The sequence below is a fragment of the Haemophilus parainfluenzae genome (genome assembly GCF_003252755.1).
In the GTDB taxonomy this organism is placed as follows: Bacteria; Pseudomonadota; Gammaproteobacteria; order Enterobacterales; family Pasteurellaceae; genus Haemophilus_D; species Haemophilus_D parainfluenzae_N.
Genome location: NZ_QEPT01000002.1, coordinates 405,754 through 431,773 on the forward strand (window position 1 = coordinate 405,754; position 26,020 = coordinate 431,773).

Sequence of the window (26,020 nt, forward strand, 5' to 3'; positions counted from 1 at the left end):
AAAAGGGCAGTGTTAATCTGCCCTTATTCGCTATCTATTTTTATTCTTTTGTTTCTTCCGCTTTATCTTCTGGAAGCATGAGGTTAAGAATTAATGCAAGTAGTGAGCCCACGGTAATGCCTGAACCGAGTACTTCTTTGAAAAAGTGCGGTAATTTATCAAGCAATTCTGGACGAGTCGTCACGGCTAAGCCACAGCCAATTGAAATCGCGATAATTAAACCATTGCGTTTGCTACGTGCCACTTTATCCAACATTTGGATACCTGCAGCGATAATCATCGCGAACATCATCAAGCCTGCACCGCCTAATACTGGTAATGGAATTGATACAATTAATGCACCAAATACAGGGAATAAGCCCGCTAGCGCTAGAAGCACACCGGTTAGTGCAACCACGTGACGGCTAGCCACGCCCGTTAGTGAGATGACACCAATGTTTTGTGAGAATGAAGAGAATGGTGTGGTAGACATAATGGCGGCTAAAGCTGAACCTAAACCATCGGCTAGAACCCCGCCGCGTAAATGTTTACCGGTGATTTCTGTTTGAGTCGCATTACCCAGTGCTAAGAAGTTACCGCTTGATTCAACGATCGTGACTAAGTACGCAATGGACATGCCGATTATACCTGAAATTGGGAAAGCTAAGCCAAAGTGTAGTGGTTGTGGAATTGCGAAAGTTTGTGCTTGTTTTACACCTTCAAAGCTCACCCAACCCATCGCCAAACAAACAATATAACCTGTCATCATGCCAATAACGATCGCTGCGGCGGAGAAAATGCCTTTGCCCCATTGTACGAGCGCAACCACGATCACCAACACAAAGCTCGCCATCATTAAATTTTCAGGTGTCGCATAATTCGCATCACCACGTTGCCCACCCGCGAACCAGTCAACGGCAACAGGAATCAGGCTTAAACCGATCATCATAACGACAGTACCAGTCACAATCGGTGGGAATAATTTACGAATATACGGCATAAAGAAGCTGCCGATAATCATTACTAATGAGCCAACCAGAGATGCGCCTAAGATACCCGCAATGCCATATTCACTAAAACCAATGGCCAGTGCGGCGGCAACGAAAGTAAAACTGGTTCCCATCACACTTGGTAAACGAATGCCCACAGGTCCCAAGCCTTTACATTGAATAACGGTCACCACACCCGAAATCAAGAGTGCAGCATTCACTAGCGTAATGGTATCTTCGGTAGGTAATTTTAAGACGTTACCAATGACCAATGGTACAGCAATAATACCCCCGAGTGCGGCAAGTAAATGTTGTGCCGCAAGGAGTAAACTCAATCCGAAAGGTGGTTTGTCTTCCACCGTATAGAGCAGGTTGTTATTCATTTGGTTTCCCTAAGTAAAAAAATTGTGCGAATTATACGTTAATTTTTATTTACCGCAAACGTTTGCGTAAAGAGAATAAAAAAGTGTGGTTAAAATTACGTGATTTTCAACCGTACTTGCTTGATTTAAAGGCTACATCCAGAATAGATAAGCAATGGTTCCAATAATGACCATACAGGTTAAATCAATAAATTTACCCACGCGGATCATTTCGGATTGTTTAACGAAACCAGTGGAGTACACAATTGCATTCGGTGGGGTACCAACCGGCATCATAAAGGCACAAGAGGCACCCAAACCAATAATCATCGCAAAACCAAGCGGTGGCATATTTAGTGCTTGTGCGATGGAAATAAAGATTGGAACAAGTAAGGCCGCACTTGCTGTGTTTGACGTAAATTCAGTCAAGCAGACAATAAAGGCTGCAACAATTAATGCCATCACATAGTAGTGTCCCCCTTCAATAATGAAGACGATACCATCCGCCATGATTTTGCTTGCACCAGAATGGGTAAGCACAGAACTTAAGGTTAAGCCACCACCAAAGAGGAATAACACGCCCCATTCTGTATTTTCTTGTACTTCTTTCCAGCTTGCGATCCCGGTTACACAGATGACAATTGCTGCTGAGAGCGCAACCATACTGTCAAAGCTGCCAATGGGTTTTGGTAAACCTAATAATTGAGAAAGAATAGGGTTGATGTAGCCACCAAAAATCCAAAGAATTGCCACGGTCACAAAGATAGTTAAGGTTAAAATACGTTTTTTCGTTATGTGAATTTTGGCAAATTCCGCATCAAAACGAAGGCCAAGTTTGGGTTTAAAAACAAGGTATAACCAACCAATAATTACAGGGAATAAAATTAGCATGACTGGAGTGCCATACATTAACCAGTCTGCAAAACCTAAATGAAGTTGAGATGCTGCAATGGCATTCGGTGGGCTACCTACAAGGGTTCCCATACCACCTATGGTAGCACTATAAGCAATGCCTAATAATACGAATACATAAGTATTGTGATCTTTATTACGGTCTAACTGACTTAAAATGGTCATTGAAAGTGGGATCATCATTGCAGCAGTAGCGGTATTGCTCATCCACATGGACAAAAATGCTGTTGCGATGAATAAATAGAGTACAGCAACAGATAACCGACCCCGCGCTAACTGCATGATTTTATTAGCGATCATTTGGTCGATCTTTTGCACATTTAATGCTGTTGCAAGTGCAAAACCACCGAAGAATAAAAAGATAGTTGGATCTGCAAAGGCTACGAGGGCTTCTCGACTATCAGCTAATCCTAATAGAACAGATAGAATTGGAACGAATAATGCAGTGATGGTTACACTAACTGCTTCGGTGAGCCATAGAATGGCCACAAATGCGAGTAAAGATAATCCTTTATTCTCAGCAGGGGCAAAAGGAAGTGTATTGAGTAGAATAAAAAAGAGAGCTACATCAGAAAGGAATATAATAGTTTGTTTATTCCATGCTTTTCGTTGAGAGTTTGTGACAGATATTACTTGCATATTTTTTCCTATATTTTTAAGGCCGGCGATTTTAGCATAACAGGCCTCAGTCAGGAAATAATGCATACTAAAAATTGATTATAATAAAAGAAAGGTGCAGTCAAAACTAGATGCTTTTTGACCGCACTTCATTAATTAAATATCAATTTAGCGAGATAAATTAACGAGATAAAATCGCTTTCACTTGCTTTTGCAATGCCGGGATAATCTCTTGTTCAAACCATGGATTTTTCTTGAGCCAAATTTGGTTGCGTGGAGAAGGGTGAACGAGCGGGAGAAATTGAGGCAGAAAATCACGGAAATGGTGAACCGTTTCAGTCACATTAAGCTCGTTTTCTGGTAAATAATATTTTTGTGCATATTGCCCGATAAGAATGGTGAGCTCTATGTTGGGTACGTTAGCTAAAATCGGTGCATGCCATTTCTCTGCAAAGCCTTTTCGTGGCGGTAAATCACCCGATTTGCCTTTGCCTGGGTAATAAAAATCCATCGGGATGACTGCAAACATACCTGAATGGTAAAAGGTATCGCGATCCACACCCAGCCATTCACGTAGGCGATCACCGCTTTTATCATTCCAATATAAACGACTTTCTTGGGCTTTAATTCCTGGGGCTTGTCCGACGATATTAATACGAGCTGTCGTTGGTGCAGCAAAAAGCGGTTCAATGCCTTTTTCGGTGAACGATTGATTGTCGGGATCTTGCATGATGGATTGAGTGATTTGAGTAAGTGTTGGCATAGTACTTCCTTATTTATTGAAATAAAAATAGCTCACTTTTGATGAGCTATTTTATCATAATCAATATCGCGGCATTATAGGTGTTTCACTCGACGTTTTACTTCTTCCTGTTTGCCCGCATTGAATGGACGAGCATCAGGACTGCCGAGATAACCACAAACCCGTCGGGTCACGGAGACTTTTGCACTGTCATGATTACCGCATTTCGGACAGACAAAGCCTTTACTTGTGCAATTAAACTCTCCTGTAAAACCACATTCATAACATTCATCAATTGGCGTGTTGGTGCCGTAATAAGGCACGCGATCGTAGCTATAATCCCATACATCTTCGAGTGCTTTCAGGTTATGTTGAATATTTGGATATTCGCCATAACAGATAAAGCCGCCACTCGCTAATTCAGGATAAGGCATTTCAAAGTCTAATTTATCGTATGGATTCACTTTTTTCTCTACATCTAAGTGATAGCTGTTAGTGTAGTAGCCTTTATCGGTAACGCCGTCAATGACACCAAATTGTTTGGTATCTAAACGGCAGAAACGATCACATAAGTTTTCACTTGGTGTGGAATAAAGGCTAAATGCATAACCCGTTTCTTTCTGCCATTGTTTTACCGCTTCATTTAAACGACGCACAATCGCGATGCCTTTTTCACGCAGTTGTTCATCGTCAAAAATATGTCCTTGTTTATACAGCGCATTGATGGTTTCGTGAATACCAATATAGCCTAAAGAAATTGATGCTCGTCCATTTTTGAAAATATCGGCAACATTATCATCGGCTTTTAGTCGAACGCCGCAAGCGCCTTCCATATAGAGAATTGGCGCGACACGAGCTTTGGTATTTTCTAAGCGCGCAATACGGGTAAGCAAGGCTTTCTTCGCAAGGGCTAAGCGTTCATCTAAAGTGCGGTAGAATTTTTCTTCATTTCCTTGTGCTTCCAGAGCAATGCGAGGCAGATTCAGACTTACCACGCCTAAATTATTGCGACCATCATGCACTTCATGCTCGTTTTCCTCATAAGCACCCAAGAAGCTACGACAACCCATTGGGGCTTTGAATGAGCCAGTGACTTTAACCACTTGATCATAGTTTAAAATATCTGGATACATGCGTTTTGAAGCGCATTCTAATGCCAGCTTTTTAATGTCATAGTTTGGATCTTGTTCGTTTTGGTTCACGCCTTTTTTAATGGTAAAGACCAGTTTAGGGAAGACGGGCGTTTTATGATTTTTACCCAAGCCACGAATACGGTTTTTCAAAATCGATTGCTGAATTAACCGTTCTTGCCAATTTGTACCTAAGCCAAAACCAAAGGTAACAAATGGCGTTTGACCATTTGATGTATGGAGCGTATTGACTTCATATTCAAGGGATTGGAACGCATCAAAACATTCTTTTTCAATTAGTGCTTTTGCATAGCCTTCCGCATCCGGAATTTGCCATTGGGCGGCATTTTTCAAATGTTTTTCAAAGCTGAGTTGAACATAAGGTGCAAGTACTTCATCAATACGATTGATGGTTGTACCGCCATAAATATGGCTAGCGACTTGAGCAATAATTTGTGCAGTAACCGCTGTTGCTGTACCGATAGATTTAGGCGGCTCAATTTCAGCATTACCCATTTTAAAACCATGTGAAAGCATGCCTTTTAGATCAACGAGCATGCAGTTAAACATTGGGAAAAATGGCGCATAATCTAAGTCGTGATAGTGGATTTCCCCTTTTTCATGGGCTTCAACAACATCTCTTGGCAGAATATGACGTTTGGCATAATGTTTTGCCACGATACCTGCCAGTAAATCACGTTGGGTAGGGATAACTTTCGCATCTTTATTTGCGTTTTCATTAAGCAACTCCACGTTGCTTTGCTCAATCAGTCCTTCAATTTCTTTGGTTAATTGGCTGCGTTTTTCACGTGCCAGGTCGCGATCGTGACGATATTCAATATAAGCACGTGCAATTTGGGGATACTTGCTTGTCATTAAGTGATCTTCAACAATTTTTTGAATCTGGTTGATATCAATTTCATGCTGATAATGACTAAAAATTTCAGTATTAATTTGCTGGCTAAGCTCATGAATATAAATTTCATCAACAATATTGGCCGCACTTGCTGCTTTTTTGATTGCATTATTAATACGTTGTAGGTCAAATCCAATTCGTGAACCATCACGCTTAATCACGAAGAAAGCGTTCATTTTATGACTCCTGTAAGGTAGCTGTGGAAAAATTGAAAGCACTATATATAGTTTCATTTAATAGATCAACACACAATATATAGTGTTATTTTGTGTGTTTTGATGGCTGAAATTGAGTTGAAACCTTGATAAATCTGGGAAGCAAGAGTGTTTTTGTTGAGAATTATTCTCAAATTATTTTTTAAAAATTTGATCTGAATCAAGTTTTTTGGCAATAAAAAAACGGACGAAAAATCGTCCGCTCTTTAAGTCATAGAAAAGAAATTAAGCTGCAACCATTACCATAGCAGGGCGAATCACACGACCATTTAAGGTATAGCCTTTTTGTAAAACGGTGGTGATTTGGTTGCTTTCAAACCCTTCAGCTGGTTGCATAGAGATGGCTTGGTGGAGATCCGGGTTAAAGGTTTCACCCACTGCGCCAACAGGTTCAACACCAAAGCGAGCTACCGTTGAGAGTAACTCTTTCAAGGTTAGCTCCACACCATCGAATAACGCTTTGATGCTTTCATCTTCCTTATTAGCAGGTGTTGAAAGCGCACGCTCTAAGTTATCAATGGTATTTAAAATATCTTTTGAAAATTTTTCTAATGCAAATTTATGTGCTTTTTCAACATCTTGTTCGCTACGGCGACGCATATTGTCAATTTCTGCACGAGTACGAAGCAATAAATCTTGTTCTTTTTTAGAAGTTTCTTCTACTTGTGCTTTTAATTGTTCTTCAAGTTCTTGTACACGAGCGATCGCTTCTTCTAATGGATCTTCCGTTGAGGTGGTTTCTTGCTGTACTTCTTCAACAACTTCTTCATTTATGTTTTGTGCTTGTTCTGACATTTTTTTCTCCATTAATCAAAAATTAGCGCTATTTTAGCAAAACTGAATTGCTATGTAATATAATGGCTAAAATTTTAAATTCAAGTGCGGTCAGAAATCGGTGAGTTTGCACTTGGGAGTAATCATAGTTATGGATGAATTAGTCAAATCATTTAAAACCATCGCCTTGATGGGAAAACCGCGTCGCGATATTAATTTGCAAATGCACAAAAACTTGTATCAATGGCTGAAAGAGCGAGGATATCAAGTTTTAGTGGAAAAAGACGTCGGTGAAAAATTTGGTTTACCAGAAGAGGTTTTAGCGACAGTTGAACAAATCGGTGAGCAAGCACAACTTGTGATTGTGATTGGTGGTGATGGCAATATGCTAGGGCGAGCTCGCATTTTGGCTAAATATCATATTCCAATGATTGGTATTAACCGAGGTAACTTGGGCTTTTTGACTGATATTGACCCGAAAAATGCTTATGCACAGCTTGAAGCTTGTTTGGAACGCGGCGAGTTTTTTGTCGAAGAGCGTTTCTTGTTGGAAGCAAAAATTGAACGCAATGGCGAAATTATTTCTAGCGGTAATGCAGTAAATGAGGCGGTTATTCACCCCGCTAAAATCGCGCACATGATTGATTTCCATGTTTATATCAACGATAAATTTGCTTTCTCTCAACGTTCGGACGGTTTGATTGTTTCCACACCAACAGGTTCAACGGCTTATTCACTTTCCGCTGGCGGTCCGATTTTAACGCCAAATTTAAATGCGATTGCCCTTGTGCCAATGTTCCCGCACACACTTTCTTCTCGACCATTGGTGATTGATGGCGACAGTAAAATTTCAATTCGCTTTGCAGAACATAACACTTCACAGTTAGAATTAGGCTGTGATAGTCAAATTGCACTCGATTTTTGCCCAGATGATGTGGTGCATATTGAAAAAAGCCCGCATAAACTGCGTTTATTACACCTGAAAAATTATAATTATTACAATGTATTAAGCACGAAATTAGGCTGGCTTAAAAATTTCTAATCCAAAAAGTTAAAAATTTCTTTACTGTATATTATATCAGTTATAATATATGGATATACAGTTAAGGAGATTTTTTATGCTAACCCAACTTACCATCAATAATTTTGCAATTGTTCGTCAATTAGAGATTGAATTGGCGAAAGGAATGTCTGTGATTACGGGGGAAACCGGTGCAGGGAAATCCATTGCTATTGATGCGTTGGGGTTATGCTTAGGGCAACGTATTGAAACGTCTATGGTTCGAGAAGGGCAGGAAAGAGCTGAAATTTGCGCGACATTTTTTATTGAACCAACTAACCCCGCTTATCAATGGTTGCAAGAGCAAGAATTGCAAGATCCTGATAATCCCTCCGATTGTATTCTACGTCGTGTTATTAATGCAGATGGGCGTTCTAAAGCCTTTATCAATAGCACGCCAGTATCGGCTTCCCAATTAAAAGAAATAGGACAATATCTTATTCATATTAATGGGCAGCACGCTTCGCAGTTATTATTGAAAAATGATTATCAGCTTCAATTGGTGGATACATTTGCACATCACAATGATTTACTCGCACAAATGCGAGAAGATTATCGAGCATGGAAAAATCTTCAAACGGAAGTTAAAAATTTCCAACAAAAAGTGGCCGAAAATGAAGCGAAGAAACAACTTTTACAATATCAGGTAGAAGAGTTGGATGAGTTTGCCCTTCGTCCAAATGAATATTTAGAATTAGAAGAGGATCAACGTCGTCTATCAAATAGCGAACAGCTGACACAGTTATCACAATCAGCCTTACAGCTACTCAGTGAAAATGAGACCGTGAGTATCGATTCTATGCTCTATCGTGCGACACAGTATATTGATGAATTAAGTGAGTTAGATCCTCGCTATGTTTCCGTTCAAACAATGTTGAATGATGCACTTATCCAAGTGCAAGAGGCGACAAGTGAAGTCCAACATCTTGCATCTCATATTGAGCAAGATCCGATGTTATTACAAGAGATTGAGCAGCGTTTAGGTCAAGCTTTACAACTCGCTCGCAAGCATAATGTGAAACCTGAAGAGTTAGTGGAATGGCATCAAAAATTAAAAGCAGAATTGACCACACTTTTAGATTTTTCAGAAAGTGAAGAGCGTCTGATTCTTGAAGAAAAATCCGCCTTTGAGAAAATGCAAAATACGGCAAAACAATTACATGAAAGCCGTAGCCAAGCTGCAGAGAAATTAGCACAACAGGTTACAGATTCTATCAAAGGGCTTGCAATGGAAAATGCCGAGTTTTTCATTGAAGTGAATTCGGATTTAGCTAAAGTAGCGGCAAATGGGGCAGATAATATCGTCTTTACTTTACGCAGTAATTTAGGACAACAAGCACAGCCGTTAGCAAAAGTGGCGTCAGGTGGTGAATTGTCTCGTATTTCATTAGCGATTCAAGTCTTAACATCAGATCAATCGGCGATTCCAACGTTAATCTTTGATGAAGTGGATGTTGGTATTAGTGGAAAAACCGCGAGCGTAGTGGGTAAATTATTGCGCCAATTAGGCGATAAATGCCAAGTACTTTGCGTGACCCATTTACCACAAGTGGCATGCCACGGACATCATCAATTTAATGTTGAGAAATTTACCGTTGATGATAAAACAGAAACTAAAATGACCGCACTTTCTCAAGAAGAGCGCGTTCCTGCTCTTGCAAGATTGCTCGGTGGCAGTGAAATTACGGATCTTGCTTTAGCGAATGCACAAGAGATGTTGGATTTAGTCAAGTAAAATGAGGCAAATGAATGGGCGTTTATAGTTCATTCAATGCATTAATAACTCGAATTTCGTCAAATTGCTCAAGTTGTTCTTGTCTAATTTCAATTTCTTGAACTTGACCAGATTGTAGTAAATATTCCCTTTGTGTGCCTTTTAATAAAGGAGTATTCGGTGTGAACCATTGAGTTCCTTTTCTAAAGGCGAGATTGCCAATAGAGCAGTCTGTGACAAAGTCCCCTTTAATAATAATGATTTCATCAGCCTCTCCCTTTTGTGCAAATAAGGTATTGATAAGTTCACGATCAGCATATTTGATCGAATAATCAATTTCATTACAGACTATGGGCTTGAATTCACGATGTGTTTTAGGTGTATATTCAAGGTATGAAATTTGGGTTTGATGAGCGTTGTAGTCAATTCGACAGCGAACAAGCTTATTATGTAGCTCCTTAGGTACTTGAATTAGATCTAAAAGATTAAAAAAAGTGACCGCACTTTTTCCATAATAAGTGATAAGGCTACGCTCATAGCGTGCTTGATGCAGAGCAATATTTTTAATTTTGCCATTTTTAATGGCGATGGTTTCAAATAAAGGGAACATTACTTTTCCTTTTGAATTGGAAGGTAAACTTTGGCAATCAACTCTTGATATTCATCTTCAAGTTGGCTTTGAATGGTAATGCCGCCACCACTACGAAAATAAAATTTATTCTCTTTTTGTTCAATAAAACGAATTGCGACGGCGCTATTTAGACTTTCGCCATCAAAAATACCGAAAATTCCTGTGTAATAACCTCGTTCTTGCTTTTCAGCTTGTTGGATAATGGAAACCGTTTTTTCTTTAGGCGCTCCGCTAATTGAGCCAGCAGGTAAAAGTGCGGCTAATATTGAGCCAATTTTATTTTGCCAATTATTCTCCAGTTCACCACAAATTTCTGAACTGGTTTGTAGTATTTCGCCTTGTTCTGTGTAAATACTATCGATGTAGCGAAAACGAGATACTTTGATATTTTTGGCAACCATTGCAAGATCATTACGCATTAAATCGACAATGGTGTAATGTTCTCGTTGCTCTTTTTCATCATTTAACAAATTCGCTTTGGCATTAGGCTGGCTCGCATCAATCGTTCCTTTCATGGGATATGTATAAATTTTGTTTTGTCGAATTTGCACAAAGGATTCAGGGGAAAAGCAGACAAATTGATCTTTACAAAGTAATTTATAAGGCGCTTCAACTGAATGAAAAATTTGGCTTAAGTTGCCATTTAATTCGATTTTACTGGGATAAGTGAGATTGAGTAAATAGGAATTACCTTTTTGTAATTCGCGTTGAACAAGATGAAATCCTTGTTCATATTGATGTAATGTAATGGGCTTTTTATCAATGATAGACAAAGCAAAGTGCGGTTGATTTTCAGGGATATTTTTTACGCTTTGAATATCCCAAATTAGCCCTTTTTCAGTGCTTTCATCAAAAGAACAAATAAGCGGTTTCTTCTGTTCAAAATCAATTAAGAAGAAAAAAGGTTGGCGTAATGCGCCATAAGCATTAGCTTGATGAATAAATGTTTGCATAGCTTGTAGATAAAAAAATAAAAAGGATTTTAACGCAGAATCGCTATAATGTTGAAATGAATTTAGTTACCGAATTATGGCACTAGCCCGTATGAAAAAAATTTTAGTTATCAATAACCATGATTCTTTTACTTATAATTTAGTGGATCTTATTCGCCAATTACAGGTACGTTTTGATGTGGTAAGTATTGAAGATTTATCATTAGATTGTGTAGAAGGTTATACACATATTTTAATTTCTCCAGGACCAGATGTTCCAAGCGCATACCCGCAATTATTTGCGATGTTAGAACGATTTTATCAAACAAAGTCCATTTTAGGTGTTTGTTTAGGACATCAAACCCTTTGTGAATTCTTTGGCGGAGAACTCTATAATTTGCCAAGTGTGCGTCATGGGCAGAAACGCCGCTTAAAAGTGCGGTCAAATTCAGGCTTATTTTTAGGGCTTCCAGCCGAATTTGAAATAGGTCTTTATCATTCCTGGGCAGTACAAACTGAGAGTATACCAGAGACATTAGAAATTACAGCTGTTTGTGATGATGAAATCGTGATGGCAACACAGCACAAAAATTTACCTATTTTTTCTGTGCAATTTCATCCTGAGTCTTACATGTCAGAATTCGGTGAACAAATGTTACAAAATTGGTTAAATTTCAAAAATACTTGATAGGAATGCTTGCGTATTAGTCAAAAAAGCGTATTATAGACGTCTATACGTCAATACATCCAAAAGAAGAGAACTTATGTCTAGCTATTTATTTACTTCTGAATCAGTTTCAGAAGGACATCCAGATAAAATTGCCGATCAAATTTCTGATGCAGTACTTGATGAAATTTTAAAACAAGATCCTAAAGCACGTGTGGCTTGTGAGACCTATGTCAAAACAGGGATGGCGTTAGTCGGTGGTGAAATTACCACATCAGCATGGGTTGATATTGAAAACCTCACTCGACAAGTGATTTGTGATATTGGTTACAAACATTCTGAAATGGGCTTTGATGGCAATTCTTGTGCTGTATTAAATGCGATTGGTAAGCAATCATCAGATATTAATCAAGGTGTGGATCGTGAGAATCCATTAGATCAAGGTGCGGGTGACCAAGGGATTATGTTTGGTTATGCAACAAATGAAACCGAAGTCTTGATGCCTGCGGCGATTACTTATGCACATCGTTTAATGGAAAAACAAGCCGACGTGCGTAAAAGTGGAAAACTCGCGTGGTTACGCCCAGATGCGAAAAGCCAAGTGACTTTGAAATATGAAGATAATAAAATCGTGGGCGTGGATGCGGTAGTGCTTTCTACACAACATAGTGAAGAAGTGTCACAAAAAGAAATTTATGAAGGCGTGATGGAAGAAATCATCAAGCCAATCTTGCCAAGCGAATGGTTATCTCAACAAACAAAATATTTCATTAACCCAACAGGGCGTTTTGTAATTGGTGGCCCAATGGGCGACTGTGGTTTAACGGGGCGTAAAATCATTGTCGATACCTACGGTGGCGCGGCTCGTCATGGTGGTGGAGCCTTCTCAGGTAAAGATCCATCAAAAGTAGACCGTTCAGCGGCTTATGCCGCACGTTATGTGGCGAAAAATATTGTTGCAGCAGGTCTTGCAGATCGTTGTGAAATTCAACTTTCTTATGCAATTGGTGTGGCAGAGCCAACCTCTATTATGGTGGAAACCTTTGGTACAGGAAAAGTATCAAACGAATTATTGGTTAAGTTAGTGCGTGAATTCTTTGATTTACGTCCTTATGGTTTAATTAAAATGTTAAATTTAATTCAACCAATTTATCGCCAAACTGCCGCGTATGGACACTTTGGCCGTGAACAATTCCCATGGGAGAAAGTGGATCGTGCAGAAGAATTGCGAGCTGCAGCCGGTCTTAAATAAGTAAATAAAATGTGTATGATAAAAACCGCTAAATTAGCGGTTTTTGTTTACTTAACATGATGATCTCATCTCAAACTCAGTTTCGGCATTTAAAAATGCAGGTACAGCGCAAACTTGCAGAAACATTACAACTCGCTGAAAATCACTTTCAACGGAAATTTCCTATTCCGACAATCAGTTATGACTTGCGAGGTGTAAAGGCTGGCGTTGCATACTTGCAGAAGAATAAGATTAAATTTAACCGCACTTTACTACTCGAGAACTCAGATGAATTTATTCGTCAGGTGGTTCCACACGAATTAGCCCACCTTATTGTGTATCAAGTATTTGGGCGAGTGAAACCGCATGGACAGGAATGGCAAGCGGTGATGACGCAGTTATTTAATCTCCCTGCCGATACTTGTCACCAATTTGATGTGGAAAGTGTACAAGGTAAAATGTTTGCTTATCAGTGTGAATGTCAGACCCATTATTTAACGATTCGTCGGCATAATCGCATTCAACGCGACAAAATTATCTATTTATGTCGAAAATGCCGAGGAAAATTATTTTTTCATGATGAAAATAAGTAAGTGATATGATATATTTCCAGTGTTTTCAATCAAATAACAGGGGTTATCCAATGAAAAAATCATTATTAGCTATCGTTGTCGGTGCATTAGCGATTGCTTCAACTGCAAATGCTGGTTTATATGCCGAAGGTGATCTAGGTCTTTCAAGAACTAAATTAAGCAATGGTGGTTCAAGCAAAACTAAAATTGAGCCTCGTGTTGCAGTGGGTTACAAATTAGGTAATGTACGTGTAGCCGGGGATTATACTCACCACGGTAAGTTTCAAGGCACTAAAGTTCAAGGCTTAGGTGCAACAGTGTTCTATGACTTCGATACCAATTCTCAAATTGAACCTTATGTAGGTGCTCGTCTTGCGGCTAACCGTTTCAAATTTGAAGAACGGGCAGATCAACGCTATAAAAGCTCTTCTGAAACTAAAGTAGGCTATGGTGTCGTAGCAGGGGCTAAATATAAATTAGCCGAAAAGGTGTATGCAAACGGTGGTTTAGAATATAACCGTTTAGGTAGCTTTGACGATACTAAAGTGAATAACTATGGCGCTAAAGTGGGCGTAGGTTACGAATTCTAATTTTCCTTTTGAAAAGTGCGGTTGATTTTGATCTGACCCCAAAAAGTTAAACTGTTATTCAAAGGATTGTTTTCGATATTGTATCGGACTCAGTCCTTTTAATTTTAGTTGAATCCGCCGATGATTATAGTAATCCAAATAATCTCTGACAGCATCAACTATCTCTTCTTTTGTTTTAAATTCCCGACCATAAAAACATTCTATTTTTAATCGTCCAAAGAAACTTTCCATTGCGGCATTGCCCAAGCAATTTCCTTTTCTCGACATACTTTGAATAATGCCATGTTCAGCCAAGATTCGACGATAAGCTACCATTTGATATTGTCAGCCTTGGTCTGAATGCAAAATGACACCACAAGCTTTATTTAGTCCAACTTTTGGGGTGCAGATCAAATTCACCGCACTTTGCATTTCCCCTTGAAATCTTTCTTTTTATTCTTATATCTATGACGTTCAATTTTTATCTTTATGAAGGAAAAAATTATGTCACAAAATCAAGAAACTCGCGGCTTCCAATCTGAAGTCAAACAACTTCTCCAATTAATGATTCATTCTTTGTATTCCAACAAAGAAATTTTCTTACGTGAATTAATTTCTAATGCCTCTGATGCAGCAGATAAATTACGCTTTAAAGCACTTTCCAACCCTGCTTTATATGAAGGTGATGGCGACTTGCGTGTGCGCGTGAGCTTTGATGCGGATAAAAGCACTATCACCATCAGCGATAACGGGATTGGGATGACCCGTGAACAAGTGATCGATCATTTAGGTACGATTGCCAAATCTGGAACAAAAGAATTTTTGACCGCACTTGGACAAGATCAAGCGAAAGATAGTCAGCTCATCGGTCAATTCGGTGTGGGCTTCTATTCGGCGTTTATCGTTGCCGATAAAGTGAAGGTGAAAACCCGTGCGGCAGGTGAGGCGACTGATAAAGGCGTGCTTTGGGAATCTGCCGGGGAAGGCGAGTATTCCGTGGCGGATATTGAGAAAAAATCCCGTGGTACTGATGTGATTTTACATTTACGCGAAGATGAAAAAGAATTGTTAAACGAATGGCGTTTGCGTGAAATTATCGGTAAATATTCTGACCATATTGGCTTGCCAGTGGAAATGCTCACCAAAGAATATGATGACGAAGGCAAAGAAACCGGTGAAAAATGGGAAAAAATCAATAAATCGGATGCCCTTTGGACACGTTCTAAAAACGACATTTCCGATGAGGAATACAAAGAGTTTTATAAACATTTAAGCCATGATTTTGCGGATCCGTTATTGTGGGCGCATAACAAAGTGGAAGGTAATCAAGAGTACACCAGTTTGCTTTATGTGCCGTCGAAAGCGCCTTGGGATTTATTCAACCGTGAACACAAATACGGCTTGAAACTCTATGTACAACGCGTGTTTATCATGGATGATGCAGAACAATTCATGCCGAATTATCTGCGTTTTATGCGTGGTTTAATCGACAGCAATGACTTGCCGTTAAATGTATCCCGTGAAATTTTGCAGGATAACAAAACTACAGCAGCGCTACGCAAAGCTTTAACCAAACGTTCGTTGCAAATGTTAGAGAAATTGGCGAAAGAGGATGCCGACAAATATCAGCAGTTCTGGAAAGAATTTGGCTTAGTGTTAAAAGAAGGTCCGGCAGAGGATTTTGGCAATAAAGAAGCCATTGCGAAATTATTGCGTTTTGCCTCTACCCACAATGACAGCAGTGAACAAACCGTGTCATTAGAAGACTACGTTGCCCGCATGAAAGAAGGGCAAAAAGCCATCTATTACATCACAGCAGACAGCTATGTGGCGGCGAAAAATAGCCCACACTTGGAATTGTTCAATAAAAAAGGCATTGAAGTCTTATTGCTTTCCGATCGTATTGATGAATGGATGTTAAGTTACTTAACGGAATTTGATGGCAAAGCGCTCCAAACTATTACGAAAGCGGATTTGGATTTAGGCGATTTGGCGGATAAAGAAGAAAACGAAGCGCAAAAAGAACAAGACAAAGCCTTTGATAGTTTTATTGAACGCGTAAAAACGTTGCTGGGCGAACGCGTGAAAGAAGTACGCTTAACTCACCGTTTAACCGACACGCCAGCCGTGGTTTCTACGGATAATGATCAAATGACGACCCAAATGGCGAAATTGTTTGCCGCTGCAGGGCAACCTGTACCAGAAGTAAAATACACCTTTGAACTTAATCCAGAACACCACTTAGTGAAAAAAGTGGCTGATATTGCAGATGAAGTTGAATTTGCTGATTGGGTGGAATTGTTGCTCGAACAAGCTATGTTAGCAGAGCGCGGATCTTTGGAAAATCCAGCTGCGTTTATTAAGCGCATTAATAAGTTGTTGGCATAATAAATAAACGCCTTGGTGTAGTTCCAAGGCGTTTTTAGTTTCAATCTATTTTTGAATAGATTATTTTATTTATTTCATCACCTAACTTATTTTCATTACTTAGTTGTAAATAAGATAAATGTAGGCTTTTCTTTTTTTTATTGTCCGCCTGGGCGACGATCAGCGGCACGATCTCCACAGGCTGAGCCATCTTTTGCGGTTTGCCAATAATGATCACATCTTCCTGCGTTAGCAAAAGATGAAAATGTACCTAAAGCAAATGTTGCTAATAAAATCATTACAATTTTTTTCATATATATTCCAATGTAAATTAAACGTAGTATGAATAAAACACGACACTAAATTGACTTTAGGTTAAAATCTTCATGCGGTGTATATTCTTAGAAATTATAATTTTATGGATATTATGCAAAAGATAGTTGTTGTAATGATGTTCTATACTATTTGTTACTTGACAAAATATGAGGTCTAAAATGAGCGTTAATGAGAAAGTAAGATTATTCAGAGAGTTGAATCAATGGTCTCAAGAGGAAATGGCTGAAAGAATGAATATGTCTGTGGCTGGATATGCAAAAATTGAAAGAGGTGAAACGAATATAAGCCTTCATAAATTGAAACAGATAGCATCAGTCCTACAAATAGATCTTTTGGATTTGTTATCTACCCATGATAGCGGCGTTATTTTAGTTGGTGGAGAAAATAATCAAAATCATTTTCGTAATAACTATTATGGTAATCAATCGGCTGAGTTAGAAGTAGAAAAATTAAAGTTAGAATTAAAACATAAAGATGAATTATTGAAACAAAGAGAAAATGAATTAGAAACTTTAAGAGATATAGTAAATTTATTAAAACAAAAAATGAAAGATTAGGGGATATTATGCTAATAGTCTATGGCATTAAAAATTGTGATACAGTGAAAAAAGCGTTGAAGTGGCTGGCGGATCACCATATTGAACACAAACTTCACGACTACCGTGTTGATGGTTTAGATTCGAATTTTTTAACTCTGGCAGAAGCTCAATTTGGCTGGGATGTGTTGATGAATAAACGCAGTACAACTTGGCGTAATTTGGATGAACAAGTTAAAAATTCCCTTGATAAAATCACCGCACTTTCCGTGCTAGCTGAGAATCCAACCTTAATTAAACGCCCAATTATTTTACAAGATGGAAAGGCATTAATTGGATTTAATGAAAAGGAATATCAGGCTGCTTTTGCCTAAAGTGCGGTTATTTTCTTAGGAGTTTTTATGAAAGAAAAAGTGATTTTTTTGGCACAAGATCTCATTCGTCGTCCCTCTATTAGCCCAAATGATGAGGGCTGTCAGCAACTAATTGCAGAACGTTTAAAAAAGTTAGGTTTTCAAATTGAATGGATGCCTTTTAATGATACGCTGAATTTGTGGGCAAAACATGGAACGGGTGAGCCGGTTATTGCTTTTGCTGGACATACGGATGTTGTACCTACTGGTGATGAAAATCAATGGTCGTATTCTCCATTTTCTGCTGAAATTATTGATGGCATGCTTTATGGTCGCGGTGCGGCGGATATGAAAGGTTCATTGGCAGCAATGATCGTAGCGGCGGAAGAATATGTGAAAGCCAATCCGAATCATAAGGGCACGATTGCTTTGTTGATTACTTCTGATGAAGAGGCCGCTGCGAAAGATGGTACGGTACGTGTTGTTGAGACATTGATGGCGCGCGGTGAGAAAATTACTTATTGCATGGTTGGTGAGCCGTCGAGCTCGAAAACATTAGGCGATGTAGTCAAAAATGGTCGTCGGGGTTCGATTACAGGTAACCTCTACATTCAAGGCATTCAAGGTCATGTGGCTTATCCTCATTTAGCGAAAAACCCAATTCACAAAGCAGCGCCTTTCTTGCAGGAATTAACCACATATCAATGGGACAATGGCAATGAATTTTTCCCGCCGACCAGTTTACAAATTGCAAATATCCATGCGGGCACAGGGAGCAATAATATTATCCCTGGTGAGCTTTATGTACAATTTAATTTACGTTATTGTACGGAAGTCACTGACGAAAGCATTAAGCAGAAAGTGGCAGAAATGCTTGAAAAACATGAATTGAAATACCGTATGGATTGGAATTTATCGGGTAAACCATTTTTAACCAAACCGGGTAAATTATTAGATGCATTAACGACCGCAATTGAGCAAACAACCGGTATTACACCACAAGCAGAAACAGGTGGGGGTACCTCTGATGGACGTTTTATTGCATTAATGGGCGCTGAAGTTGTGGAATTTGGGCCGCTTAATGCAACGATTCATAAAGTGAATGAATGTGTAAACGTTGATGATCTTGCCAAATGCGGTCAGATTTATCATCAAATGTTAGTGAATTTATTGGATAACTAAGATGAAATTAACGCCAGAAATGTTAACCGGCAAATCTCGTAAACATTTGATCAATTTGCCTACACCTCATTCTCCGAATCATTTTTTGCAAGCAGAGGCAATGAAAGCGTTTCAAGGATTGCAACAAAGTGCGGTCAAAAATAGCTTTAATTTGCAACCCGCGAGTAGCTTTCGTGATTTTGAACGTCAACAACGCATTTGGAACGGTAAATTTAACGGTGAACGCAAGGTTCATGATGATGAGGGAAATCCATTAGATTTAGCGTTATTAGATGATTGGCAAAAAGCACAAGCTATTTTACGTTGGTCAGCGCTTCCGGGTGGCAGTCGTCATCATTGGGGAACAGAAATCGATATTTTTGATCCTGATCTTTTGCCTCAAGGTCAATCTTTACAACTTGAACCTTGGGAATATGAAAAGGGTGGTTATTTCTTTGAACTTAGTGAATTTCTCACTGAAAATCTACCGCACTTTGATTTTGCTTTGCCTTTTATTAGCCAACCAGAAGGTAAAAAAATCGGCCGAGAACCTTGGCATATTAGCTATTTACCGTTGGCAGAGCAAGCCTCACGATTATTTACGCCAGATGTACTATTGAAAGTTTGGCAGCATGAAACCGTGGCTGGAAAAGAAACGTTAATTACACACTTGCCTGAGATTTTTGAGCAATATGTGGTTTAACAAAAAAGCGCAGCGAGTCGCTGCGTTTTTTATGATATTGATTAATTCTTTTTATTTTTTTTCCAAGGATTTATGCTGAATTTTTACATTCTTACCTTTAGCTTGGAAATATTCACCGATTTGTTGAGCGATATAAACAGAACGATGTTTACCGCCCGTACAACCAATGGCAATGGTTAAATAGCTTCGATTATTTTGCTCTAACATCGGTAACCACGTTTCAATGTAATTACGCGTTTGGTAGATAAAATTATTCACTTCATCATGCGCAAGTAAAAATTGTGCAACAGGTTCATCAAGCCCTGTCATTGGACGAAGTTCTGGATCCCAGTGCGGGTTAGGTAGAAAACGCACATCAAAGACATAATCGGCATCAAGCGGAATGCCATATTTAAAGCCAAACGATTCAACCACGATTTTAAGCTCTTTATCTGTATTACCCCGTAAAACCTCTCTTAAACGTTCAGATAACGAATGAGTAGAAAGAGGTGCGGTATCAATAATAAAATTAGCATGTTGAATTAACGGTTCAAGTTGCTGATATTCTAAATCAATCGCTGATTCAAGTGGGAGATCTTGTGCTGAAAGTGGATGAAGACGACGTGAATCGCTGTAACGACGAATAAGTGTACTACGATCGCTGTCCAGAAAGATGATTTTGACAGAATAAGTGGCTTGAATATCTGTCAGAATCTTGTCTAAATCAGCACTTGAATGAGGAAGATTTCGAATATCAAGACTGATGGCAACAGCTGTTTGAGTTTTGGCGAGAATATTGGTGAGTTGAGGAAGTAAATCGAGAGGGAGATTATCCACGCAATAATAGCCCATATCTTCCAAAGCTCGTAATGCGACAGATTTCCCCGCACCGGAGCGACCGCTGATAATAATAATTTCCATCTGCGTGATTCCTTATGGTTAGTCGGTTAGGTTATACCTCTTGAGGTTCAATATTATCTAAATTTGTGTCGTCTTCAGATTCCTCTGAATGATCGGCACATTCAAAAATTTGCCAAATTTCATCCGCACTTTGTGCTGAACGAAGTTGTTTAATTAAGTTTTTATCCGTTAATTTTTCATTGAGTTCTGCGAGAACAGGAATATATTCTTGGCAGAGATTTTCAGGTACAAGCACAGCAAAAACGATATCCACCGGTTTATTATCAGCCGCATCATATTCAACAGGCGTTTCTAATTGCATAAATACCGTTAGGATCTTATCTGACACAGTAGCAGGTAACTTGGCTTTAGGCATGGCAACACCATTGCCCAATCCTGAATTACCTAATTTTTCCCGCTCAAATAAACATTCAAAACAGGCCTGTTCACCATTTTCGCATTGAAGTTTTTCAACAACGAAAGCGGCAATAGATTCAAATAATCGTTTCTTGCTAGAAAAAGCAACCCCCTGACGAATATCATCAGGGGAGAGCAATGTCGTAAATTTCATCGGTTATAGTTTAAATTGTTCGCCTAAATAGACACGTTTGACGTGCTCATCATTCATGACTTCTTCCGGTGTGCCGGTCGCGATAATTTTCCCTTCACCAACAATGTAAGCGCGTTCACAAACATCAAGGGTTTCGCGTACGTTATGGTCGGTAATTAACACGCCTAAGCCACGATTACGGAGATCCGTGATGATTTTCTTAATATCCGTCACCGAAATAGGGTCAACACCCGCAAAAGGTTCATCTAGTAAAATGAATTTAGGATTTGCCGCTAAGGCGCGTGCAATTTCCACACGACGACGTTCACCACCAGAAAGCGATTGTCCCAGGCTATCACGAATATGGCCAATGTTGAACTCATCAATTAACTCATCCGCTCTCTCTCTGCGTTGTTCTGCAGTGAGATCTTTGCGAATTTCTAATACCGCCATAAGATTTTCATACACCGTTAAACGACGGAAAATAGAGGCTTCTTGTGGTAAATAGCCAATTCCTCGACGAGCACGTTCATGCATAGGTAATACGCTAATATCATCGCCATCAATGGTGATTTTTCCCTGATCATGACGCACTAAACCGACGACCATGTAGAAAGTAGTGGTTTTACCTGCACCATTTGGACCAAGTAGGCCAACAATTTCATTGGAGTTTACGGTCAAACTCACATCAGAAACCACTTTTCGGCTTTTATAACTTTTTGCGAGAAATTCAGCTTGTAATACAGACATCGGTTATTTTTTACCTTTTTGTTGTAATTGGGTCGGAATTAAGACGGTTTGCACACGTGATTTTCCATTACCATTGGCTTTTAATTGTTGTTTTTTTACATCATAGGTGATACGTTCACCATTGATTTTACTATCTAATTGTTTTAATTCGGCATTACCGGTTAATGTTAAGAATTCAGTACCTAAATCATAGTGAACTTTATTTGCTTTACCATCAACGGGTTTACCGTCATCAAGTTGTTGATGGAAGCTAACTGGGGTGCCAAATGCTTCAACAGTTTCTTTTTTACCTGAATTTTCTGGTGGACGAGTAATAACCACTTTATTGGCTTTAATCAAAATGGAACCTTGTGTAATCACAACGTTATCCGTAAAGGTTACCACGCTGTTTTCCATATCTAAAGATTGATTATCTGAGACAATATTAATCGGTTTATTGGTATCGTCTTTTAACGCAAAAGCAGATAAAGACGTCATCATTAATGCCGTTAAAAGCAGAATTTTATTGTTTGTTGATTTCATAATATGTTTTTACCTGTTCCTTTAGAGTTGCAACTTGCTGACGTAAATTTCCGACGAGTTTCAATCCACTTGAGTTAAAGTTTAATCCGTTAATTTTTACTTGCGTATCGGAAGTAATGTCTTGTGTTTTTAAATTAATTACTGCCGCTTCGGTCTCAACACGTTGTAGGCGAGATAAAGGATCAAGACTCTCGGCAACCACACCGCCTTCAAGATAGAGCATTTGATCTTTTGTTAATTTTGCCTTTTTCGCGCTAAGCTTCCAATTTTGTTTTTCTAATTGAATTTTATCGGTTTTATCTTCTTTCTCTTTATTATCTAAAGAGACATCAAAGAGATAGACTAACGGCGAAATAAAATCTGTATGACCGTCTTGTGTGTAATATTCCACTTCGTCGGAAATCGCGAGATATTGCTTTTTACCTTCTGGCGAGAATACGGTGGTTTCCATTTTATTGCCGACGTATTCTGGGCTATCAGGCTTTTTAATGAGGCTTTGTAAATCGCTATGATCTTGATTAAGCGAATAATACCAGCCTAATAAAGCCAGGGCGATGACACCTAAAATAATATTCCAACGAATATTCATAAATAACGTTCTTTCCTTCTTAAAAGGGTAACTAATCATAGCACTTTTTTGACACAAAGTGCGGTCAAAAATAGCCGTATTTTAGTCTTCTAAAATGAGTGTTTTTAAGATCTGATAAATCTCGCGATAAGCTTTTGAAGGCTTATTTTGTTCCTTTTCTTTTTGTGCTGCACGAATCAAATTACGTAATTGTTGGCGATCTGCAGAAGGATGCTCATTTAACAAATCAGTCAGTGCCACATCACCTTTCGCAACTAATTCATCACGTAAGATTTCCAACTTATGCAGCATCGCTTGTTGTTGATTATGTTTGTTTTCAATTTTTTCTAAAGCTTCACGAATAGGCTCAGCATCAATTGAGCGTAAGAGCTTACCAATATATTGTAATTGGCGACGACGCGCTTCTTTTTGCAGGCGTTGCGCTAATTCAATGGCATCTTTCAAGCTATCGTCTAGTGGAACCTTAGTCAGATTTGCTTTGGTTAAGTTCACCAATTTCTCGCCGAGTTGCTTTAAATCCTCAGCATCGCGTTTGATTTCACTTTTACTTACCCAAATAATCTCTTCTTGGTCTTCATCTTCCCAATCAAAGGCTTCTTTTTTCTTACGTTTTGCCATTCTATTACCTTATGAAAAATTTGGTACATTTTAGCATAAACTTTCAAAATAAGATAAAATGGCGCAAATTTTTAATAGGATTATCATCATGAAAACAGCAGAAAATTTAACCGCACTTTTAAAATCTCAAGAGCAAACATTGCGTGATGCAGTTAGTTTTGCGATTGAAACTGCGCAGAAAGCGGGGGCAACCGCTGAAGTCGGTGTGACAAAAGTGAGTGGTTTATCGGTTTCAACCCGTCTGCAAGAGATTGAAAATGTTGAATTTACTAATGATGGGGCATTAGGTATTTCTGTTTATTTAGGCCAACAAAAAGGCAATGCGTCTACCTCAGACTTAAGCGAAGAAGCCATTAAAAATACCGTTGAAGCAGCGCTTGCTATTGCAAAATATACCTCGCCAGATGATTGTACAGGGCTAGCAGATAAAGAACTAATGGCTTTTGAAGCGCCCGATTTAGAACTTTATCATGGGGCAAGTGTTGATGTTGAACAGGCTACAAAATTAGCTTTAGAGGCTGAAAAATCAGCGTTGGAATACGATGCTAAAATCGTGAATAGTAACGGTGCAAGTTTTAATTCACATACTGGCGTGCGTGTTTATGGCAATACACACGGCATGCTACAAAGTTACTTATCTAGCCGCTATTCTTTATCTTGTTCGGTGATTGGTGGAGAGCTAGATCAACTGGAAAATGACTACGAGTACACGGTTTCACGTGAGTTTGATGCGCTTTCTTCAGCAGATTGGGTAGGACAAAATTGCGCGAAAAAAGTGATCGCGCGTTTAAATCCACAGAAATTAAGCACGCGCGAAGTGCCCGTGATTTTCTTAAATGATGTGGCCACAGGATTAATTTCTCATTTAACGGGCGCGATTAGTGGCGGCAGCTTATATCGCAAATCCAGTTTCTTGCTCGATCATCTTGGAAAACAAGTATTGCCAGATTGGTTCCAAATCAGTGAGCGTCCTCATTTGTTAAGACGTTTAGCCTCTACGCCTTTTGATAGCGAAGGGGTTCGCACACAGAATCTTGAAATTATTCAAGATGGCGTGTTGCAAACCTATTTGCTCACCAGTTACAGCGGTAGAAAAATGGGCATGCAAAGTACCGGGCATGCAGGCGGTATTCACAACTGGCTCGTGAAACCAAATTTAACGGGCGGATTGACCGCACTTTTACGTCAAATGAGCACTGGTTTATTGGTTACCGATGTCATGGGACAAGGTGTCAATATTGTGACCGGGGATTATTCTCGTGGCGCAGCCGGTTTCTGGGTGGAAAATGGCGAGATCCAATATCCGGTTGCCGAAATTACCATTGCAGGTCAATTACAAGATATGTTGAAAAATATTATTGCGGTATCAGATGATATAGAGCATCGTTCCAATATCCAAACAGGTTCAATCTTGCTCAACAAGATGAAAATCTCAGGGAATTAATAAAATTTATAAAAATGATAATAATTCTTATTGACAGATGATTTCTTTCTGCTACTATACGCACATCTGTTTAGTAGCGATTGCAGATTGCTTCAACAGGTAGAGTAGAAAGTAAATTCGTTAGGGTTAAAAAGGCTGAAGGTTTAAACTTCAGCCTTTTTTATTGTAGAATACGCAAACGATTAAATTAAAAAGGAAAGACCATGAAAAAACACCACGTTGATATTATGATTTCAGAAGCGGATGTCCGTAGTCGCATAGCTGAACTTGGCGCGGAAATTACGCATTTTTATCAACAAAAAGCCATTGATAAACTGATTGTCGTCGGGCTTTTACGCGGTTCATTTATGTTCATGGCTGATCTGGTGCGTGAATTAAAATTACCGGTAGAAGTAGAGTTTATGACCACTTCAAGCTATGGTAGCGGAATGACAAGTAATCACGATGTGAAAATTACGAAAGATCTTGAAGGCGATATTCGTAATGAACACGTGCTAATTGTTGAGGACATTATTGATACAGGTTATACCCTAGAAAAAGTGCGTGGCATTTTAAATTTACGTGATCCTGCAAGCTTGGCGATTTGTACCTTATTAGATAAACCTTCTCGCCGAGAAGTGGAAGTGCCCGTTGAGTGGATTGGTTTTTCTATTCCGGATGAATTTGTTGTCGGCTATGGTATTGATTATGCTCAACGTTATCGTAATCTAGGCTATATTGGCAAAGTGGTTATAGACGAATAATTTATTTTTCAATAAAAAGTGATCTGCACCCCAAAACCTGGATACCTATTTTGAGGTGCAGATTATGTCCTACTCTTATCAATTTCGTCTAGAAATTATCAAACTCGTCACCGAACAGGATTATGGTATCCGTGAGGTGGCTAAACTTCATAACATTCCCCATTCTGCCGTCATCTATTGGCTAAAAGCATTTCGGGAAAGAGGGCTTGATGGCGTAAAATCGCCTTATACAAACCTTCAAACACCGAAAATAGTGAAGCCAAAGATGAAAAAGAAAGACATTGAAATTCCGGAAACCACAGACTTTTCACCTAAAGCGTTTAAAAAGTTGCAGCGAGAGCTCGCCTTGGCTCGAGCGGAGATTGCTTACCTAAAAGAGTTGGAGAAGCTCGACCGTCAAAAACAACGACAGAAAAAAGAAAAATCATTGAAAGATTGAAGCCGGACCATGCGTTA

Annotated in this window: 28 protein-coding genes and 1 pseudogene; 14 read left to right on the forward strand and 15 right to left on the reverse strand. The window is 39.0% G+C overall.

Annotated elements, in window-relative coordinates; all coding sequences use genetic code 11:
* Positions 1–40: 40 nt before the first annotated feature.
* The 5 genes from DPV95_RS04480 to grpE form a co-directional block, all read right to left on the reverse strand.
* Positions 41–1,351 carry a nucleobase:cation symporter-2 family protein gene (locus tag DPV95_RS04480; protein WP_111406714.1) on the reverse strand — a complete coding sequence of 437 codons (1,311 nt, stop codon included), beginning with the start codon at positions 1,349–1,351 and terminating at the stop codon, positions 41–43.
* A 132-nt stretch (positions 1,352–1,483) separates the two neighbouring features.
* Positions 1,484–2,881 (reverse strand): DASS family sodium-coupled anion symporter, encoded by a 1,398-nt coding sequence (locus tag DPV95_RS04485; RefSeq protein ID WP_165818925.1) that lies wholly within the window; start codon positions 2,879–2,881, stop codon positions 1,484–1,486.
* 160 nt (positions 2,882–3,041) lie between these two features.
* Complete coding sequence (locus tag DPV95_RS04490; protein ID WP_111406715.1) at positions 3,042–3,623, reverse strand: uracil-DNA glycosylase family protein; 582 nt, start codon at positions 3,621–3,623, stop codon at positions 3,042–3,044.
* 74 nt (positions 3,624–3,697) lie between these two features.
* Positions 3,698–5,824 (reverse strand): anaerobic ribonucleoside-triphosphate reductase, encoded by a 2,127-nt coding sequence (gene nrdD / locus DPV95_RS04495; RefSeq protein WP_111406716.1) that lies wholly within the window; start codon positions 5,822–5,824, stop codon positions 3,698–3,700.
* 264 nt (positions 5,825–6,088) lie between these two features.
* On the reverse strand, positions 6,089–6,658 hold the full coding sequence (grpE, locus tag DPV95_RS04500) for a nucleotide exchange factor GrpE (RefSeq protein ID WP_165818926.1): 570 nt from the start codon (positions 6,656–6,658) through the stop codon (positions 6,089–6,091).
* A 130-nt stretch (positions 6,659–6,788) separates the two neighbouring features.
* On the opposite strand from grpE, the gene DPV95_RS04505 reads away from it, so the two are divergent.
* Entirely contained in the window at positions 6,789–7,679 is an 891-nt protein-coding gene (locus DPV95_RS04505) for an NAD(+) kinase (protein ID WP_111315018.1), read from the forward strand.
* Positions 7,680–7,755: 76 nt separating this feature from the next.
* Complete coding sequence (gene recN, locus DPV95_RS04510) at positions 7,756–9,432, forward strand: DNA repair protein RecN (protein WP_111406718.1); 1,677 nt, start codon at positions 7,756–7,758, stop codon at positions 9,430–9,432.
* A gap of 22 nt (positions 9,433–9,454) precedes the next feature.
* Here recN and DPV95_RS04515 read toward each other — a convergent pair whose 3' ends face one another.
* Together DPV95_RS04515 and DPV95_RS04520 are read right to left on the reverse strand one after the other, a co-directional pair.
* On the reverse strand, positions 9,455–10,021 hold the full coding sequence (locus DPV95_RS04515; protein WP_111406719.1) for an aminotransferase class IV family protein: 567 nt from the start codon (positions 10,019–10,021) through the stop codon (positions 9,455–9,457).
* Entirely contained in the window at positions 10,021–10,995 is a 975-nt protein-coding gene (locus DPV95_RS04520; protein WP_111406720.1) for an aminodeoxychorismate synthase component I, read from the reverse strand. Before DPV95_RS04520 ends, DPV95_RS04515 begins: the two co-directional genes overlap by 1 nt.
* A 91-nt stretch (positions 10,996–11,086) precedes the next feature.
* Here DPV95_RS04520 and DPV95_RS04525 point away from each other — a divergent pair, with 91 nt between their 5' ends.
* The 4 genes from DPV95_RS04525 to DPV95_RS04540 all read left to right on the forward strand — a co-directional run bounded on the left by DPV95_RS04525 (position 11,087) and on the right by DPV95_RS04540 (position 14,034).
* The gene (locus DPV95_RS04525) at positions 11,087–11,662 is read left to right on the forward strand and encodes an anthranilate synthase component II (RefSeq protein WP_521685768.1); all 576 of its coding nucleotides are present in this window, start codon (positions 11,087–11,089) and stop codon (positions 11,660–11,662) included.
* 76 nt (positions 11,663–11,738) lie between these two features.
* A complete protein-coding gene (gene metK, locus DPV95_RS04530; protein ID WP_111406722.1) occupies positions 11,739–12,893 on the forward strand; it encodes a methionine adenosyltransferase in 1,155 nt (384 codons plus the stop codon).
* Positions 12,894–12,949: 56 nt separating this feature from the next.
* Complete coding sequence (locus DPV95_RS04535) at positions 12,950–13,465, forward strand: SprT family zinc-dependent metalloprotease (RefSeq protein ID WP_049381701.1); 516 nt, start codon at positions 12,950–12,952, stop codon at positions 13,463–13,465.
* A 50-nt stretch (positions 13,466–13,515) separates the two neighbouring features.
* On the forward strand, positions 13,516–14,034 hold the full coding sequence (locus tag DPV95_RS04540) for an opacity family porin (RefSeq protein WP_049381702.1): 519 nt from the start codon (positions 13,516–13,518) through the stop codon (positions 14,032–14,034).
* Positions 14,035–14,088: 54 nt separating this feature from the next.
* Here DPV95_RS04540 and DPV95_RS04545 read toward each other — a convergent pair.
* Positions 14,089–14,382 (reverse strand): annotated as a pseudogene (locus tag DPV95_RS04545) (IS3 family transposase); the annotation flags it as partial.
* Positions 14,383–14,517: 135 nt separating this feature from the next.
* Here DPV95_RS04545 and htpG point away from each other — a divergent pair.
* Entirely contained in the window at positions 14,518–16,401 is a 1,884-nt protein-coding gene (gene htpG / locus DPV95_RS04550) for a molecular chaperone HtpG (RefSeq protein WP_049381704.1), read from the forward strand.
* A gap of 137 nt (positions 16,402–16,538) precedes the next feature.
* Here the strand turns inward: htpG and DPV95_RS10425 are convergent, their stop codons facing one another.
* On the reverse strand, positions 16,539–16,694 hold the full coding sequence (locus DPV95_RS10425; RefSeq protein WP_162836956.1) for a hypothetical protein: 156 nt from the start codon (positions 16,692–16,694) through the stop codon (positions 16,539–16,541).
* A gap of 180 nt (positions 16,695–16,874) precedes the next feature.
* On the opposite strand from DPV95_RS10425, the gene DPV95_RS04555 reads away from it, so the two are divergent.
* From DPV95_RS04555 to DPV95_RS04570, 4 genes are read left to right on the forward strand one after another with little or no spacing between them, the layout of a single operon-like run.
* Positions 16,875–17,273, forward strand: a complete 399-nt coding sequence (locus DPV95_RS04555) for a helix-turn-helix domain-containing protein (protein WP_049381705.1) — start codon at positions 16,875–16,877, stop codon at positions 17,271–17,273.
* A gap of 8 nt (positions 17,274–17,281) precedes the next feature.
* Positions 17,282–17,626, forward strand: a complete 345-nt coding sequence (locus tag DPV95_RS04560) for an ArsC family reductase (protein ID WP_049381706.1) — start codon at positions 17,282–17,284, stop codon at positions 17,624–17,626.
* Between the two features lie 27 nt (positions 17,627–17,653).
* Positions 17,654–18,787, forward strand: a complete 1,134-nt coding sequence (gene dapE, locus DPV95_RS04565; protein ID WP_111406723.1) for a succinyl-diaminopimelate desuccinylase — start codon at positions 17,654–17,656, stop codon at positions 18,785–18,787.
* 1 nt (position 18,788) lies between these two features.
* Positions 18,789–19,469, forward strand: a complete 681-nt coding sequence (locus DPV95_RS04570) for a M15 family metallopeptidase (protein WP_111406724.1) — start codon at positions 18,789–18,791, stop codon at positions 19,467–19,469.
* Between the two features lie 51 nt (positions 19,470–19,520).
* On the opposite strand, the gene rapZ is transcribed toward DPV95_RS04570, so the two are convergent.
* The 6 genes from rapZ to yjgA form a co-directional block, all read right to left on the reverse strand.
* The gene (gene rapZ / locus DPV95_RS04575; protein ID WP_111406725.1) at positions 19,521–20,369 is read right to left on the reverse strand and encodes an RNase adapter RapZ; all 849 of its coding nucleotides are present in this window, start codon (positions 20,367–20,369) and stop codon (positions 19,521–19,523) included.
* A gap of 31 nt (positions 20,370–20,400) precedes the next feature.
* The gene (ptsN, locus tag DPV95_RS04580; RefSeq protein ID WP_005696471.1) at positions 20,401–20,919 is read right to left on the reverse strand and encodes a PTS IIA-like nitrogen regulatory protein PtsN; all 519 of its coding nucleotides are present in this window, start codon (positions 20,917–20,919) and stop codon (positions 20,401–20,403) included.
* A gap of 3 nt (positions 20,920–20,922) precedes the next feature.
* A complete protein-coding gene (lptB, locus tag DPV95_RS04585; protein WP_005696470.1) occupies positions 20,923–21,648 on the reverse strand; it encodes an LPS export ABC transporter ATP-binding protein in 726 nt (241 codons plus the stop codon).
* Between the two features lie 3 nt (positions 21,649–21,651).
* Entirely contained in the window at positions 21,652–22,170 is a 519-nt protein-coding gene (lptA, locus tag DPV95_RS04590; RefSeq protein WP_111406726.1) for a lipopolysaccharide transport periplasmic protein LptA, read from the reverse strand.
* The gene (gene lptC / locus DPV95_RS04595; RefSeq protein ID WP_111406727.1) at positions 22,151–22,759 is read right to left on the reverse strand and encodes an LPS export ABC transporter periplasmic protein LptC; all 609 of its coding nucleotides are present in this window, start codon (positions 22,757–22,759) and stop codon (positions 22,151–22,153) included. Before lptC ends, lptA begins: the two co-directional genes overlap by 20 nt.
* An 81-nt stretch (positions 22,760–22,840) precedes the next feature.
* Entirely contained in the window at positions 22,841–23,377 is a 537-nt protein-coding gene (yjgA, locus tag DPV95_RS04600) for a ribosome biogenesis factor YjgA (protein WP_049381713.1), read from the reverse strand.
* Positions 23,378–23,465: 88 nt separating this feature from the next.
* Between yjgA and pmbA the strand changes: the two genes are divergently transcribed.
* The 3 genes from pmbA (at position 23,466) to DPV95_RS04615 (ending at position 26,003) form a co-directional block, all read left to right on the forward strand.
* The gene (pmbA, locus tag DPV95_RS04605; RefSeq protein WP_032822693.1) at positions 23,466–24,821 is read left to right on the forward strand and encodes a metalloprotease PmbA; all 1,356 of its coding nucleotides are present in this window, start codon (positions 23,466–23,468) and stop codon (positions 24,819–24,821) included.
* Positions 24,822–25,024: 203 nt separating this feature from the next.
* Positions 25,025–25,564 (forward strand): hypoxanthine phosphoribosyltransferase, encoded by a 540-nt coding sequence (hpt, locus tag DPV95_RS04610; RefSeq protein ID WP_005696465.1) that lies wholly within the window; start codon positions 25,025–25,027, stop codon positions 25,562–25,564.
* Positions 25,565–25,628: 64 nt separating this feature from the next.
* Positions 25,629–26,003 (forward strand): transposase, encoded by a 375-nt coding sequence (locus DPV95_RS04615; protein ID WP_111406728.1) that lies wholly within the window; start codon positions 25,629–25,631, stop codon positions 26,001–26,003.
* Positions 26,004–26,020: the final 17 nt, after the last annotated feature.

Excerpts from the sequence above, each read along its gene's own strand:
- DPV95_RS04535 (WP_049381701.1), top strand. The coding sequence starts at position 12,950 with ATGATGATCTCATCTCAAACTCAGTTTCGGCATTTAAAAATGCAGGTA.
- DPV95_RS04485 (WP_165818925.1), bottom strand. The coding sequence starts at position 2,881 with ATGCAAGTAATATCTGTCACAAACTCTCAACGAAAAGCATGGAATAAA.
- nrdD (WP_111406716.1), bottom strand. The coding sequence starts at position 5,824 with ATGAACGCTTTCTTCGTGATTAAGCGTGATGGTTCACGAATTGGATTT.
- lptB (WP_005696470.1), bottom strand. The coding sequence starts at position 21,648 with ATGTCTGTATTACAAGCTGAATTTCTCGCAAAAAGTTATAAAAGCCGA.
- hpt (WP_005696465.1), top strand. The coding sequence starts at position 25,025 with ATGAAAAAACACCACGTTGATATTATGATTTCAGAAGCGGATGTCCGT.
- DPV95_RS04615 (WP_111406728.1), top strand. The coding sequence starts at position 25,629 with ATGTCCTACTCTTATCAATTTCGTCTAGAAATTATCAAACTCGTCACC.
- DPV95_RS04540 (WP_049381702.1), top strand. The coding sequence starts at position 13,516 with ATGAAAAAATCATTATTAGCTATCGTTGTCGGTGCATTAGCGATTGCT.
- DPV95_RS04480 (WP_111406714.1), bottom strand. The coding sequence starts at position 1,351 with ATGAATAACAACCTGCTCTATACGGTGGAAGACAAACCACCTTTCGGA.
- grpE (WP_165818926.1), bottom strand. The coding sequence starts at position 6,658 with ATGTCAGAACAAGCACAAAACATAAATGAAGAAGTTGTTGAAGAAGTA.
- ptsN (WP_005696471.1), bottom strand. The coding sequence starts at position 20,919 with ATGAAATTTACGACATTGCTCTCCCCTGATGATATTCGTCAGGGGGTT.
- DPV95_RS04525 (WP_521685768.1), top strand. The coding sequence starts at position 11,087 with ATGAAAAAAATTTTAGTTATCAATAACCATGATTCTTTTACTTATAAT.
- DPV95_RS04570 (WP_111406724.1), top strand. The coding sequence starts at position 18,789 with ATGAAATTAACGCCAGAAATGTTAACCGGCAAATCTCGTAAACATTTG.
- recN (WP_111406718.1), top strand. The coding sequence starts at position 7,756 with ATGCTAACCCAACTTACCATCAATAATTTTGCAATTGTTCGTCAATTA.
- DPV95_RS04520 (WP_111406720.1), bottom strand. The coding sequence starts at position 10,995 with ATGCAAACATTTATTCATCAAGCTAATGCTTATGGCGCATTACGCCAA.
- DPV95_RS10425 (WP_162836956.1), bottom strand. The coding sequence starts at position 16,694 with ATGAAAAAAATTGTAATGATTTTATTAGCAACATTTGCTTTAGGTACA.
- DPV95_RS04555 (WP_049381705.1), top strand. The coding sequence starts at position 16,875 with ATGAGCGTTAATGAGAAAGTAAGATTATTCAGAGAGTTGAATCAATGG.
- DPV95_RS04505 (WP_111315018.1), top strand. The coding sequence starts at position 6,789 with ATGGATGAATTAGTCAAATCATTTAAAACCATCGCCTTGATGGGAAAA.
- DPV95_RS04515 (WP_111406719.1), bottom strand. The coding sequence starts at position 10,021 with ATGTTCCCTTTATTTGAAACCATCGCCATTAAAAATGGCAAAATTAAA.
- DPV95_RS04560 (WP_049381706.1), top strand. The coding sequence starts at position 17,282 with ATGCTAATAGTCTATGGCATTAAAAATTGTGATACAGTGAAAAAAGCG.
- rapZ (WP_111406725.1), bottom strand. The coding sequence starts at position 20,369 with ATGGAAATTATTATTATCAGCGGTCGCTCCGGTGCGGGGAAATCTGTC.
- pmbA (WP_032822693.1), top strand. The coding sequence starts at position 23,466 with ATGAAAACAGCAGAAAATTTAACCGCACTTTTAAAATCTCAAGAGCAA.
- DPV95_RS04490 (WP_111406715.1), bottom strand. The coding sequence starts at position 3,623 with ATGCCAACACTTACTCAAATCACTCAATCCATCATGCAAGATCCCGAC.
- dapE (WP_111406723.1), top strand. The coding sequence starts at position 17,654 with ATGAAAGAAAAAGTGATTTTTTTGGCACAAGATCTCATTCGTCGTCCC.
- lptA (WP_111406726.1), bottom strand. The coding sequence starts at position 22,170 with ATGAAATCAACAAACAATAAAATTCTGCTTTTAACGGCATTAATGATG.
- metK (WP_111406722.1), top strand. The coding sequence starts at position 11,739 with ATGTCTAGCTATTTATTTACTTCTGAATCAGTTTCAGAAGGACATCCA.
- htpG (WP_049381704.1), top strand. The coding sequence starts at position 14,518 with ATGTCACAAAATCAAGAAACTCGCGGCTTCCAATCTGAAGTCAAACAA.
- yjgA (WP_049381713.1), bottom strand. The coding sequence starts at position 23,377 with ATGGCAAAACGTAAGAAAAAAGAAGCCTTTGATTGGGAAGATGAAGAC.
- lptC (WP_111406727.1), bottom strand. The coding sequence starts at position 22,759 with ATGAATATTCGTTGGAATATTATTTTAGGTGTCATCGCCCTGGCTTTA.